Source organism: Nitrospirota bacterium, from assembly GCA_030684575.1.
Taxonomy (GTDB): Bacteria; Nitrospirota; Nitrospiria; order Nitrospirales; family Nitrospiraceae; genus Palsa-1315.
This window is the reverse complement of sequence record JAUXVD010000012.1, coordinates 26405-39677: the sequence shown is the minus strand read 5'-3', so window position 1 is coordinate 39677 and position 13273 is coordinate 26405. Positions and strand designations below refer to the sequence as shown.

Genomic DNA, 13273 nt, shown 5'->3' with positions numbered 1-13273 from the left:
TTAGAGTCGCTCCAAGGCATCGATACGCGCTTCAATCGGCGGATGGGTGGCGAAAATATGCATGAACCCTGTGGTTTTACCGGAAATCTTCATGGTGGCGAGCGCATCTTGCGAGGAATATTCCACTTGCGAACGGCTGACCCACCGATCGATCGCGCGCAGAGCCGAAATCATCGAGTCCTTGCCGTACACCTTGGCTGAGAAGGCATCCGCGCCAAATTCACGTTGCCGCGAAAACCAGCTGATCAGGACTGAGGCGAGGATGCTGACGATGATCTGGAGCACGATCGACAGACCAAATCCGAGCATCGCCTGATCGCGATCTGCAAAGAACCGGCGCACCCACATGGCGATGTAGTACACGAAGGTATTCATCAATCCTGCCAGCACGGTCGTTGCGAACATGTCCCCGTTGTAGACATGTCCCATTTCGTGGGCGAGGACGGCGCGCACTTCCTGCTCGTGTAAGTTGCTTAACAAGCCAGTCGAGACCGCGACCATCGAGTTGTTCTTGCTGGGGCCGGTTGCGAAGGCGTTGGGGTCGGGAGATTCGTAGACCCAGACCTCAGGCATCGTGATCTGGAGCCGCTGTGCGATTTCCTGGACTGACCCGTAAATGACCTGCTCCGCTTGGGTCCGTGGTTGTGTGATCTGGCGGCAATCCAACATGGCCCGCGCCATTTGTTTGGAGAAGGCCAAACTAATAAAGGCGCCGCCGAAGCCGAGCACGAGAGCCCAGACCAGCGAGCTGAGATCGACCGATCCCCGGAGATCGATCCCGAACATCGGCAGGACGATGTTGATAATTAACGGCACGGTGAGCGACAGCGTCACCATGATCAGAATGTTGGCGGCCAACAACAAGAACGTACCCTTCATCCACTTCATCGAGATCCTCCTTCAAGACCACGTTCTCGCCCCCTCATCGGGCGAGTCATCACTGAGGGTGATTATACTAACCGGTTCCCCGAATTGCATCTCAATCAAAGCAACCAGTGACGATGTCATGGTGTAATAACTCCGAAGTTGCCAAGGTCAAGGCGCTGGAAGTCCATGAAACTCCTAGGCAAAGTTGACCCATTCCAGCCCATCCTGTTAGAACAGGATCATGCGGAAGGCACCAGGACAACTGTTTCAGCTGTTGGTGACGGTCGGATGGCTCGCGTCTGTCGGCCTGACGGTCCTGTCTGCAGCGGAACCGCTTCTGTCCCAGGTCCCCGTCGTGGTCCCGGTGGCCGCAGATGGGGTGCAGCGAGCCACGGTCACACTCGATAGTTACTCGTATACGCCAAAACATTTGATTGTCGAAGCCGGGAAGCCGGTCGAGTTGACGCTGACCAGCGTGACGTGGATTACCCCGCACAATTTTATCATCAAGGACCCGGCCGGCAGCCTATTCGTCGAACAGGATGTGAGCGCCGACAAGACCGTCACCATTAAATTCACGCCGACTCAGCCTGGCACCTTTCCCATCTACTGTGACAAACGTCTCTGGCCATTGCCCAGCCATCGCGACAAAGGGATGGAAGGGAAGTTGGAAGTGCGATAGCTGTGGCGACGAACGTAGAAGCTTCGAAGCAGGAACTGCTCCGCGATCTCCTCAAGCAAGTCTCCCGTCTCTTCTATACGACCTTGGTTGTAGTTCCGGCAGATGTGCGCGATCAAGTCAGCCTCGGCTACCTCTTTGCCAGAGCCGCGGATACGATTGCGGACACGGATTTGATCGACCGTCCGCGGCGGTTGGATTTACTTAGCCAACTCAAAGCGCAGTTCGCGAGCGACCAGATCGTCTGGACTCAGGTGCAAGAGATCCAGCGAGCCGTGGGACCAGTCCAACAGAACTCTGCCGAGCGTGTCCTGCTTGAACGGCTTGAAGATTGCTTCAGGCTCTTCCTGACTTTTTCGCCGGACGATAGACACCGCATTCAACGGCTCATGACCACGCTGACGCAAGGCATGGAGATGGATCTCATGGCCTTTCCCGGCAGATCGGCAGCAGATCTTACAGCGTTGAAGACGCTGGACGATCTGGATCGCTACACCTATTACGTGGCTGGTTGTGTCGGCGAGTTCTGGACTGATTTGATGTGCGCACATCGGAAGGCCCTGGCTTCGTGGAAGGTGCGGGACATGGCTGAGGTCGGGGTGCGGTTTGGGAAGGGACTCCAACTCACAAACATCGTGAAAGATATTGCACAGGATCTTCAGAATGGCCGCTGCTATGTGCCTGCGCCCCTGCTGGCCGAAGCTGGGCTCACCGCACGAGACTTACTGGACCAACGAAACCGTACGCGTTTTCAGCCAGTCCTGAGTAAACTGGTTCGTATGGCGGTGGAACATCTCGATCAAGGCTGGCTCTACGCCATGTCGATCCCGCGCCACGAAATGCGGCTGCGGCTCTCCTGTATGTGGCCGATTCTCTCCGCCGGCGAATCGCTGAAGCTGGTCATGCAGTCACCTGACCTCTTGAACCCGGCCGTCAAAGTGAAAATCCCCCGAAGCAAGGTCTACCAGATCATGGCGCTCACGACATTTACCGGCGCCTGTGGCCATGTAGGGACGGCCTACTGGGGTCGGCTCCGGAAGCAAATCATCTAGCGCTTGGCACGAAGGGCTTTCATGCAGACTCAAACTGGGTGGACTCAGAGGATCGCGCGAACGCAGGCCATCATGTCGGCTGCCTGGCAGATTCTCTGGGAAGACAAGACCCTGTTGCTCCTGCCCATTGCTTCGTCTGCCAGCCTCATGTTGCTCACGGCGTCGTTTGCCGTGCCTGCGATCCTCGGAGCATTGACCGGGGCCTCAATGACTGATGGGCGTCAAGAGATGGAGTCCTGGTCCTACGTCGGCATGTTTCTATTCTATGTGGTGGCCTATGGCGTCGCCATTTTTTTTAATGCCGCCCTCGCGATCTGTGTCTTGCGGAAACTGGAAGGAAAACAGGCGACGATACTGGACGGGCTGCGCGAAGCCCTGTCCTGCTTCCCCCAGATCCTCGGTTGGGCCCTGGTCTCTGCCACCATTGGAGTGGTCCTCAAAACGATCGAACGAAGGTCCGGTTTTGTCGGGAACCTGGTGGCGCGCATGCTGGGTCTGGTCTGGACCGTCGCCACATTTCTCGTGGTGCCGGTGTTGGTGGCGGAACGAAAAGGCCCGCTCGACGCCATTCAAACGTCGGTACAGCTCCTCAGGCGAACTTGGGGCGAAGACCTCTTGGCCGGTCTCGGATTCGGGCTGCTCTACTACTTCTGGGCCATCCCAGGCGTTTTTGCCCTCATCATCGGCGCAGGCATGATTGCGACTCAGCCCATGTTCGCCATTGCGATCATGGTCCTTGCCATCCTCTATTTTCCGCTCCTAGGCCTCGTCCTCTCCACCATGTCGACCATCTTCGACGTCGTCCTCTACCTCTATGCCAGCACAGGCACCATCACCCCTGGCTTCGACCGCGAGCTGCTCGACGCGTCCTTTGTCGCCAAGTCGACATAGCCGTCATCAGGGTCTCGACAACAAGGATTGTCGCAGCGTGACGAATTACTCATTTAGGTATCCCCCTCGTTTGTAGGGGGGCTTGACGGCACTAGAATGAGGGGTCATAACCTGATTCACATGAATTGCTGATGTCCTCAGGTCTTGGAGCACTCTTAGATGCAGAGTCAGCCAAGGAGTAGTCTCCACTCACCCCTCATTTCTGGCTTGCTTGCATTCACAGACGTCTGCCTGCGTGAGAGAGTCCGTTTCCGCGCTTCGCCGAGACAGGGGATCACGGTTCACTCGACCGAGTTGAGCGGGAGCCTCTCGACCACCGACCATCACCAAGGGGTACTATGAAAATGAGGAAGTACGCTGTCATAGATTTGAGGGGCCTCACGCTCGCCGTTGCCGTGAGCTAGGAACCTGCGGCCAGGTCCGTAAGCAGCAACTCCCCTGCCCTCACTTATTCCGGCAGTACCATGTTCGGAAACTTCACAAGGAGATCACCATGCAGCGGATCACCCAGATTGCCTTGAACTGGCGTAAGGAGAATGAGCGGGCATGGGGAAAAACTAAAACAAGACTACAAGCAACCACGGTAGTTGGTGGACTAGTGCTATTGGTCGGGAGCGTCCTGTGCTCCACGTCCGAGGCCGTTCTCATAGAAATCGAAGCGGATAACTACGCGGTTGGGATAAACCTGTCCAATCTATTTGAAGGGGTGACGATCAATACATTTGACCATAACTTTCGTAGCGTTGATCCACCGACGTACGGGCCAGTCTATGTGACTGACACCTCTTTCCGAGGCTTGGTGCCACCCACAGGGACGCATTACTTTGGTGCGTACACCAATGCGTCTTATGCAGTTTCTTGCTGGAGTACGGGGCAATGTTCTGGATCTTCAAATAGCGATTTTCATGCGTTGATTGTCCAATTTGCCAATCCGACTAATTTCTTTGAGGTTGAGACGTTTTGGCAATCAGACCCCTCTGCAATTTTTGCTTTTTCTGTCTATGATGCGAGTCACCAATTGGTGGGCTCGTGTAATACCTTTGGGACAGACTGTATCGGTGCTGCACGTATTTTAAATTACCGGTACGGTGCTGCTGGTGGTTACAGTATGTTGCAAGTCGGCAGTTTGGATTCTGCTCCGAATATCAGGACCGTCATCATCGGAGGAATCCCTACCGACGTTCCTGTGGGTATCGATACGATCCGCTACAATACTGCCCCAGTATCCGCTCCACCAGTTTGTAGGGATGCGCAGGCTTTTCCTGCTGTCCTCTGGTCGCCCAAGCATCAGTTTGTCCCGATCGTCGTGATGGGCGTGACCGATCCAGACGGTGATGCGGTGACGATCACCGTCACCAGCGTGACCCAGGATGAGCCAGTCAATGGACAGGGCGATGGCAACACGAGCCCCGACGCGGTGATTCAGGCCGGTGCCGTATCGGTTCGAGCTGAGCGATCCGGGAAAGGCAACGGCCGTGTCTATCAAGTTTCGTTCCGTGCCGAAGACGGCAAGGGAGAGTCCTGCTCCGGTGCGGTTAGGGTTGGCGTTCCCCACAGCCTGGGGAAGGGGCTAACCGCGATCGACGATGGTCAGGTCTATGACTCGACCATCCCTTAGCCCAAGCTTCACGTGAGCTAGCAGGGCTACCCATCTGGCAGCCCTGCTGATCAGAGCCGTTCTGATTTCTGCCTGTGTTTTCTCCATAGGACTCTCACAAGGTTGTGGTAGGGCCCTGGCGAGGACTCCCGCCGGAAGTGCTTAATCGTGAGCTTGGGTTAGGGGGTAGGAAGGCGGAAGCTGACAGGGCTCTTTCTTTTCTCTTTGTCTCTTTCAAGGGGTGGATTGGCTGATCCCCCACTGCGCGCGTCCAACCAGGGGTAAGAGTTTCGTTCGTGTTTTCCATGTATGTCTGGCGAGAAGAGTTTCGAGGCGATTTTGCCGAAGGAGCGAAGGAGTTGAGGCGGCGAGGGAGAAGGAAAGCGGAAACTGACCGAGTCCGCGAGGGAAATTCCGAAGGCTTCCGCTCCCCCTCGCTGCCTCAGCCGCTCCGGAGGCGTGGAAGCCTCGAACTCTTTTCGCCAGACGCTACTTTTTTTGCGGCTCCAACATCTTCTCGCCCTTCTTGAACACCCCGTAGATCGCTTGCGAGGGACAGGCGTCCAAACAGAGGCGGCAGCTCTCCAGGCAGCGGGAAGGATCGAACTTGTAGGGAGGGGTCGAGAGCCAGGCGCCGGTTGGGCAGATGGGCATACAAATACCCTGGTGCGTGCAGCGGTCTGGATGGCGGACGAGGTGATCGCGAATGATCATCATAGGCTTGACTCCTTCAAAGAGACCTTGGGAAAAGATGTCGAACATGTTTCTGTTGGGGAGGCTGTCGCTCACTTCCACTCCTTCACAAGTTCCTTCAGGCGATCCTTCAGTTCTGGAATCTGTTCCAGATTGTTCTGAATCGCTCCCAGGATCTTGTCGGCTCTGGCAGACATCAGGGCGTCTTTGTCTTTCTTGGCCAGCCGATCGTATTCCATATAGGCCTGCTGGTGCGCTGGTTCGAGGAGTGCCCGTGCCACCGTCAGGGCCTCGCCGATCTCATAGGGCTCCGGCGCCATTGGGGGGACGATCGTAAAGGTGCCGTCGGTGAAGACGAGCACCGCGGCTCCCTGTTTCCCCTTGAGGGGGATGACGGCTTTGACGGTCTTCTCCGCCAAGGTTTCCCAGTTCCCGAGCAATCCTGGAAACTGCTTCATGAAGGCCACCTTTTCCAGGTTGGCTTTCCATTTTTCTTCGACGGCCATCAGCATCCTTTTCGGTCGACGCTACAATGTGAGCGGAGGGAGTATCGTGGGAATTGGGTGGTCGGGCATGACGAGACGGGTCACGACTTCGCCCTTGACGACGTGGTGCTCCATGATTTCTGTCACGTCGGCATTGGTCTTGACTTGATACCACACGCCTTCAGGATAGATCACCACGCTCGGCCCTTCTGCACAACGATCCAGGCACCCCGCTTTATTGGCGCGGACGACGTCTTTCAGGTCCAGACGTTTCGCTTCTTGCTTGAAGTGGGCATGGAGGGCTTCGGACCCCAGTTTGGAGCAGCTCCCACGGGGATCGTCCGGTGAACGCTGGTTGGTGCAGACGAAAATATGTCTCTTGAATCCGGGCATGAATTGACTCCCAGTTAGGCAGGCATCGTGACGGTGTGCATGCGGCCGATGAGTTGGGTAACGTCGGCAGAGGTCAGAAATGGGGAGTGCGTCGACGTGCCGGTGAGAATCGCGGTGATTTCACGTAGCCGTAGCGAGGCCCGTTGAAACTCTTCTTGGTCGGACAGGGCTGAGCCCTGCCCGGCTGAAAGTTTATCGAATTCCCCACTGATATCGCGAAAGTCTCGCTGGAGATTTTTCTGCATCGAACAGCCTTCGCAGTACCATTTCGGGCTTTGATCGGTCGAGGGGGACAGGCGGTCGTAGGTCCGGCCAAAAAAGTCCTTCCCGAGCGATAATTTCATGAGTGCGGTGCCGGTCGCGCCGCAGGCGTTGCAGGATGATCCAGCTGCGGAATCCATAGAGCCTCCCTCTGTCGATCGTGAGCTGAAGAGGGGCGAATCTTACACTAGGCCCGCGCGCACTGTCCACCCGATGGGCCGGTTCGCGAGAGACAGTCGGTGCATTTTTATCAGCGTTGTAGCAGAATGGACTGAGATGTCGGCGAAGGAGTTTTGCGAGGAGGGAACGACCATGGTCATCGGGGTGCCAAAAGAGATTAAGGATCATGAATATCGAGTCAGTGTCACGCCCGATGGGGTGCGGGCCTTGCGTCAGGCCGGCCACGAAATTGTGGTTGAGCCCTCGGCTGGAGTCGGCAGCGGATACTCGGACGTCAATTATCAGAGCGCGGGCGCGACCCTGGCCACATCAAAAGAGCAATTGTTTGAGCGCTCGACGCTGATTGTAAAGGTCAAGGAGCCGCTCCTGTCCGAATGTGCGCTCTTTCGTCCCGGCCACGTTCTATTCACCTATCTCCACCTGGCCTCTCTTCCAGAGCTGACCAAGACCCTGTTGAATACAAAGATTACGGCGATTGCGTACGAAACGATCGAGGCTAAAGACGGCGCGTTGCCGATGCTCAAGCCGATGAGCGAAATCGCGGGGCGCATGTCGGTGCAGATCGGCGCGCGTTATCTGGAGAAGACGCAAGGCGGGCGCGGGCTGCTCTTGGCCGGTGTGCCTGGCGTGGAGCCGGGAAAGGTCGTAGTGTTGGGGGCTGGGGTGGTCGGGAGTGCCGCGACTCGGATTGCGGTTGGGATGGGGGCTCAGGTGACCGTGATCGATCTCGACCTTGAACGGCTGCGGGCACTCGATGAATTGTATCGGGGCCGCATTGTGACGCGTGCCTCCTCCCAGGCTGCGATTGAGGAATCCGTGATGGTTGCCGATCTGGTGATCGGGGCGGTGCTCGTGGCTGGAGCTCTCGCGCCCAAGCTGGTCTCACGGGCATTGGTCGCGCGCATGAAACCAGGATCTGTGGTGGTGGATGTCGCGGTCGATCAAGGCGGATGCTTCGAGACGACGAAACCCACGACCCATTCTGACCCGGTCTATGTCGTGGATGAGGTGCTCCATTATTGCGTGGCGAACATGCCGGGGATCGTTCCTCGCACATCGACCGTCGCCTTGACGAACGAAACGCTCCCGTATCTGCTGCGGTTGGCCTCGCTGGGCGTGGCGGAAGCCACCCGGGCAGACGCTGGTTTGGCGAAGGGTGTGAACCTGTCAGGCGGAAAAGTTACTTGCCGGGGAGTGGCCGATGCGCATGGCTTGCGTTTTGACCCTCTGATGTAAGACAATCCCCCCTCGCTCGGTGGTGCTGTTCTTTTTGTCGGGGCGTAGCGCAGCCCGGTAGCGCATTGCGTTCGGGACGCAAGGGTCGGAGGTTCAAATCCTCTCGCCCCGACCAAACAGAACCGGTTTGTATCGTTCGCTCATGGTTGTGTTCGCACACCTGATGCGGGCGAATAACCCCCTCCAACGTTTCCGTTCTCCTTCTCCAGTGATCTCGCCCCGAATGTTGCCTGTGCGTTTCACGCAGATCGAACGTCTCGCCGCCCATCCATTTTTTATTTTGTGAACCAGTATGTGAAATTTACTCGCGCCGAATCGCAAATCGCGTGACGCCTCTGTAGAGGTGTGAGAGTATCCGTTCGTTGGATAGACTGATTTGGAAACCCCGCGTCTACCTGGTTGTATGGCCGAACCGACTGAACCGATAGCATGCCGGGCAAAGTTGTATGTGAAGGGGCGAGTGCAGGGGGTCGGGTATCGAGCATTTGCGTTTCGGGTGGCCTCGCAACGAGGCCTCTACGGTGGTGTCAGGAATCTTGATGATGGCCGAGTCGAGCTTGAAGTTGAAGGCACCAAAGAACAGATTGTGTTGCTGATCGAAGAGGCCAAGGTTGGACCGCCGGCGTCGCGAGTAACAGAGGTCGAAGTGGAGTGGAGTCCGGCGACCGGGCGATTTTCAGATTTTCAAGTGTGGTACTGAGCGAACAACGTAGGAGCGAAGGAACAGATGGCGCGAGGAGGCGAGGAGCTACATAGTTCGGGCGAAGCGCGCCGACACGTCGCCGATCGTGACGACGAGGAAGTCGCCGCGTCGTCGCCGGAAGTGGATGAATCGTCGGTGGAAGAAGAACGGACAAGCCAACGCTCCGAAGGACTAGATACCCTCAAGTGTTACTTGCGCGAGGTTCGCCACTCGACCTTGCTGACGTTTAAGCAAGAACAACAATTGGGTAAGCGCGTCATGGCGGGCGACGAGCAGGCGCGCCAAGAGATGATCGAATCGAATCTCCGTCTGGTGATCAGCATCGGCAAACGGTATATGCATCGAGGGTTCCCCTTTTCCGATGTCATCGAAGAGGGCAATCTCGGGCTCATCAAGGCCGTCGAGAAATTCAACTACAAGCGCGGGTTTCGGTTTAGTACCTACGCCTCCTGGTGGATCAGGCAATACATCGAACGCGCCATCATCAATCAGGGCAAACTCGTGCGGCTGCCGGTGCATGTCGTCGAGCGGCTGAATCGTTATCTGGGCAAAGTGGAGGCGCTGGTTCAGGAACTTGGGCGAGAACCGACCGCATCGGAAGTCGCGGCCAAGATGAAGACGACGGACGAAGAGGTGTTGGATCTGAGGCAAGTGGTTCGCACGACCTGTTCGTTGGATAGTCCGATCAACGACGGCGCGGATACATTCTTGCGCGATGTGATTGAAGACTCGTCCTGTATTTCGCCTGCCGATACGGCCGAAGGGGTCATGCGCCGGGCCGAGATGATGGAGTGGGTAAAGGAGTTGCCTGAGAAGGAGCAAACTGTTATTGTGTCGCGCTTCGGGCTCGATGGGAGTGAGGCCAAAACGTTGGAAGAAATCGGCCGGGAGATGGGGTTGACCCGTGAGCGGGTCCGGCAGATTGAAATGGCCGCCTTGGCGCGTTTGCGCCATACCATTGAGCGCAGAACCATGACACAATCCGATTTGCTCTGATCGATGTCCGCTATCAATTATCACGCCCTCATCCGCGAAGTTCCCGACTTTCCCAAGCCTGGGATCCTCTTCTACGACATCACCACGCTGCTCAAAGATGCTCGCGCTTTGTCGTCGATTGCCGATGAGTTGACCGCCTTTTATCAGGGGCAGCGAATCACCAAAGTCATCGGGATTGAATCGCGTGGGTTTATTTTTGGTGGGATCTTGGCGGACCGATTGAACGCCGGGTTCGTGCTGGTCCGGAAGCCTGGGAAATTACCGGCTGACTGTTTTGAAGTCAAATATAGTCTTGAATACGGATCGAACTCCCTGGCCATCCACCGCGATGCGATTGCGGTGGGGGAGCGCGTCTTGATTGTGGATGACTTACTGGCCACGGGGGGCACGGCAGCTGCGACGGTGTCTCTCATTCGACAATTGGGCGGCGAGATTGCCGGGCTCGATTTTCTCGTCGAGCTTAAGGGCCTGAAAGGCCGAGACAAGCTGGCCGGTCACCCCATCCATTCAACGATCCTCTACCCCTAGGGCCTCCCAGCACCCACACTACAAGGTCTTGTCAAAGATCCTAGCGCCGTGATATGAATGCCGAACTTTTTTCGGCTATTCGACGTTTACCCCAGGAGTAGGATCTGTCATGGCAACAAAAACCCCCGCCAAGAAGAAACCGGTGGCGACAGTGAAGGCGACGGCTAAGGTGGCGGCGAAGACTGAGAAGCCTGCCAGCAAATCGAAGCCTGCTGAAGTCGTGGTGGTTGAAAAGCCCATCAGCATGGCTGTCTCTCCCCTGGCTGCCAAACCCAAAGAATCGCCCAAAGAACGCGAAGACCGGGAGCGCCGCCGCCAAGTTCTTCAGCAGATGCTGATGCGGAAGCGCCAAGAGATCATTAAAGAGATCGAGGGGAGTCTGGGGCAATCCCTCATTGAAGATAAGCAGCGGCGGCTTGAGTCTGCACGCGACGTGGGCGATCAAGCCCTCATGGACCTCGATCGTGAGCTGGGCATTTCCTTGATGGAAATGCGCAATCGCCGTCGGCAGGCTATCGATGAAGCGTTGACGCGGTTGACCGAAGGTACCTACGGCATCTGCGCCGAATGCGGTGTAGAGATCAGCGAACGACGATTGGAAGCCGTGCCTTTTGCGAAGCTCTGTGTCGAATGTCAGTCGAAAGAAGAGCTGCTGGAGAAAATCGAGCGAGAAGAAGATCGCGACTAGCCGATCCTCCACGCGATCGGTCTAGTACTTCCCCTCACCGGATGCTGAAAAAGTCCGCCAGCTTCGTTCTCGACTCATCGAAATCCTCAACGTACCCCCGAGGGTACGCCTCTGGTTTCGATTCGTCTGCGGCCTTGCTGGACGGGCTTTTTGAGCATCCTGACCGGTATTCTCCCTTGCCCCATACGCGGGGATCATTGAATTTTCACCCTTCCACAATTGTCCTTTCCCTGCCTGCTGGTTGTTCTCTCGTTAGGCGAGCCTCGCGTTCTATGACCACCCTTGGTACCCTGCGTCGTATGCGGGAGTGGATGAAATGAAGCTACCGAGTCATCGAGCGGTCGTGCTGGCAAGCGGAGGGCTGGATTCCACCGTCACCGCGGCGATCGCCAAGCAGGAGGGGGGCGAGCTCTTCTTCCTCACGATCGACTATGGACAACGCCATGCCGTCGAGGTGGAGCGGGCTCGGCAGGTTGCCGCCGCTTTGGGCGCGGCGAACCATCTGGTGATGTATCTGGACCTGCGCGCCATTGGCGGGTCGGCGCTGACCGGCCAGGAGGCCGTGCCCAAGGATCGAGCAGGTCACGAGCGCAGCCAGGGCATTCCAGTCACCTATGTGCCGGGCCGGAATCTCATCTTTCTCTCGATTGCGGCCGCGCATGCGGAAGTCGTCGGCGCGTCGAGTATCTATTTTGGCGCGAACGTGTTGGACTATTCCGGTTATCCGGACTGTCGGCCCGAATTCATTCGCGCATTTGAAGCGGCGGTGAAGGAAGGGACGAAAGCCGGCGTGGCAGGGAGCCAGTTACAAGTAAAAGCCCCCTTGCTGATGCTGACGAAAGCAGACATCATCCGGCTGGGCATCGAACTGCATGTGCCGTTTCACTTGACCCATAGCTGTTACGATCCGGTCGGGGCGCAGGCCTGCGGGCGATGCGATAGTTGTGTGATCCGGCGGGAAGGGTTTGCGAAGGTTGGGGTTGTGGACCCCATCGCATATGCGATAACGTAAGCTATGTGGCACGATGTCTCCTGAAGAATTTTTCATGTATCTCACGATTGGCCTGATCGTGCTTGTGCCGATCGGTGCCAGGATCTATCGCCGAACGACGCTTCACCGTACGCAACAGATGCTGCGCGATCAGTTTGGACAACAGAAGGGGCCGGACCAGCGGTCTTGATGACATGACAACATCACGGTCTCATATCGGAATGTGGCTGTTCTTCGTGGGCCTCCTCGTGGCCTGCGATTCCTCGCAGCCGAAGCAAGCGGTTGGAGGGGCCCCTGTACCAATGGAATTCCAGGCCGGTGAGGCGAAGTTCACCGCCAACTGCGCAGCCTGTCATGGGAAACAAGCGGCGGGGACCGACCATGGCCCTCCGTTGGTGCATAAAATCTACGAACCGAACCATCATGGCGATGCCGCGTTTCAGCGGGCTGCCGCCAACGGCGTCAAGGCGCACCATTGGGAATATGGCAACATGCCGAAGATTGAGGGCGCCACGGCTGATGACGTCGATCAGATCGTGAAGTATGTGCGATGGCTTCAGCGCCAGGCCGGCATCCAGTAGGCTCTCCCTCCTCTTCAGTTTTCCATTCGTTTGACATTCCAAATAGCTGGTTCGCAAGGTAGTGCGTAGGTTACTGCGTGGGCACCAACTCATCTTCTTGAGGCTGTCATTGCGTGATGGCCTGCACCAGATGAGGCGGTTATCACGCGCTCAGTGAGAGGGGGGATGGAGTGTCGGCGGCGTCTGTTTTGCTTCTGATGTCCTCCGTTTGTGCCGTAGGTGCGGTCGATGCAGGGACTGAAGGGGTGTTGGTCGAGAAGCCTATTTTCTTCAGTCACGGCGGCGTGGAATCAGTCCTGGTTAAGACCAGCCTTGTGGACATCGCTCCAACGGCTTAGATCATCGCTGTCGTTTCTCGGGGACATCTCCTGTTCGTCGTATCCCCTTCATTTCCCACGTTAGCTATTTGTCGTGATTCTGGCCATGCGATTCAACGTCGACCATTCTCTATG

General features: G+C 56.9%; 17 protein-coding genes and 1 tRNA gene. 13 read left to right on the top strand and 5 right to left on the bottom strand.

Annotation, left to right across the window (positions count from 1 at the left end):
• Positions 1-888 carry a protease HtpX gene (htpX, locus tag Q8N00_09460; GenBank protein ID MDP2383017.1) on the bottom strand — a complete coding sequence of 296 codons (888 nt, stop codon included), beginning with the start codon at positions 886-888 and terminating at the stop codon, positions 1-3.
• A gap of 220 nt (positions 889-1108) precedes the next feature.
• Here htpX and Q8N00_09455 point away from each other — a divergent pair, with 220 nt between their 5' ends.
• From Q8N00_09455 to Q8N00_09440, 4 genes are all read left to right on the top strand, one after another.
• Positions 1109-1549 carry a cupredoxin domain-containing protein gene (locus tag Q8N00_09455; GenBank protein MDP2383016.1) on the top strand — a complete coding sequence of 147 codons (441 nt, stop codon included), beginning with the start codon at positions 1109-1111 and terminating at the stop codon, positions 1547-1549.
• Between the two features lie 2 nt (positions 1550-1551).
• The gene (locus Q8N00_09450; protein MDP2383015.1) at positions 1552-2598 is read left to right on the top strand and encodes a phytoene/squalene synthase family protein; all 1047 of its coding nucleotides are present in this window, start codon (positions 1552-1554) and stop codon (positions 2596-2598) included.
• Between the two features lie 21 nt (positions 2599-2619).
• Positions 2620-3489, top strand: coding sequence for a DUF6159 family protein (locus Q8N00_09445; GenBank protein MDP2383014.1), 870 nt, complete (start codon positions 2620-2622; stop codon positions 3487-3489).
• Positions 3490-3982: 493 nt separating this feature from the next.
• Complete coding sequence (locus tag Q8N00_09440) at positions 3983-5107, top strand: hypothetical protein (protein ID MDP2383013.1); 1125 nt, start codon at positions 3983-3985, stop codon at positions 5105-5107.
• Between the two features lie 468 nt (positions 5108-5575).
• Here the strand turns inward: Q8N00_09440 and Q8N00_09435 are convergent, their stop codons facing one another.
• From Q8N00_09435 to Q8N00_09420, 4 genes are all read right to left on the bottom strand, one after another.
• A complete protein-coding gene (locus tag Q8N00_09435; protein ID MDP2383012.1) occupies positions 5576-5803 on the bottom strand; it encodes a hypothetical protein in 228 nt (75 codons plus the stop codon).
• A gap of 68 nt (positions 5804-5871) precedes the next feature.
• Entirely contained in the window at positions 5872-6285 is a 414-nt protein-coding gene (locus Q8N00_09430; GenBank protein ID MDP2383011.1) for a hypothetical protein, read from the bottom strand.
• A 21-nt stretch (positions 6286-6306) separates the two neighbouring features.
• Positions 6307-6657 (bottom strand): (2Fe-2S) ferredoxin domain-containing protein, encoded by a 351-nt coding sequence (locus Q8N00_09425; protein ID MDP2383010.1) that lies wholly within the window; start codon positions 6655-6657, stop codon positions 6307-6309.
• Positions 6658-6671: 14 nt separating this feature from the next.
• A complete protein-coding gene (locus Q8N00_09420) occupies positions 6672-7058 on the bottom strand; it encodes a hypothetical protein (GenBank protein MDP2383009.1) in 387 nt (128 codons plus the stop codon).
• Positions 7059-7230: 172 nt separating this feature from the next.
• On the opposite strand from Q8N00_09420, the gene ald reads away from it, so the two are divergent.
• The 9 genes from ald to Q8N00_09375 all read left to right on the top strand — a co-directional run bounded on the left by ald (position 7231) and on the right by Q8N00_09375 (position 12821).
• On the top strand, positions 7231-8334 hold the full coding sequence (gene ald / locus Q8N00_09415) for an alanine dehydrogenase (protein MDP2383008.1): 1104 nt from the start codon (positions 7231-7233) through the stop codon (positions 8332-8334).
• Positions 8335-8372: 38 nt separating this feature from the next.
• Positions 8373-8449, top strand: a tRNA-Pro gene (locus tag Q8N00_09410).
• 288 nt (positions 8450-8737) lie between these two features.
• Positions 8738-9034, top strand: a complete 297-nt coding sequence (locus Q8N00_09405; GenBank protein ID MDP2383007.1) for an acylphosphatase — start codon at positions 8738-8740, stop codon at positions 9032-9034.
• A gap of 27 nt (positions 9035-9061) precedes the next feature.
• Complete coding sequence (locus Q8N00_09400) at positions 9062-10033, top strand: sigma-70 family RNA polymerase sigma factor (GenBank protein MDP2383006.1); 972 nt, start codon at positions 9062-9064, stop codon at positions 10031-10033.
• Positions 10034-10036: 3 nt separating this feature from the next.
• Positions 10037-10561, top strand: a complete 525-nt coding sequence (locus Q8N00_09395; GenBank protein MDP2383005.1) for an adenine phosphoribosyltransferase — start codon at positions 10037-10039, stop codon at positions 10559-10561.
• 109 nt (positions 10562-10670) lie between these two features.
• Complete coding sequence (locus tag Q8N00_09390; protein ID MDP2383004.1) at positions 10671-11249, top strand: TraR/DksA family transcriptional regulator; 579 nt, start codon at positions 10671-10673, stop codon at positions 11247-11249.
• Positions 11250-11565: 316 nt separating this feature from the next.
• Positions 11566-12261: a 7-cyano-7-deazaguanine synthase QueC gene (gene queC, locus Q8N00_09385; protein ID MDP2383003.1), complete on the top strand. Its 696-nt coding sequence runs from the start codon at positions 11566-11568 to the stop codon at positions 12259-12261.
• A 34-nt stretch (positions 12262-12295) separates the two neighbouring features.
• Complete coding sequence (locus Q8N00_09380) at positions 12296-12430, top strand: hypothetical protein (GenBank protein ID MDP2383002.1); 135 nt, start codon at positions 12296-12298, stop codon at positions 12428-12430.
• Between the two features lie 4 nt (positions 12431-12434).
• Positions 12435-12821 (top strand): cytochrome c, encoded by a 387-nt coding sequence (locus Q8N00_09375; protein ID MDP2383001.1) that lies wholly within the window; start codon positions 12435-12437, stop codon positions 12819-12821.
• The last annotated feature ends 452 nt before the right edge of the window (positions 12822-13273 follow it).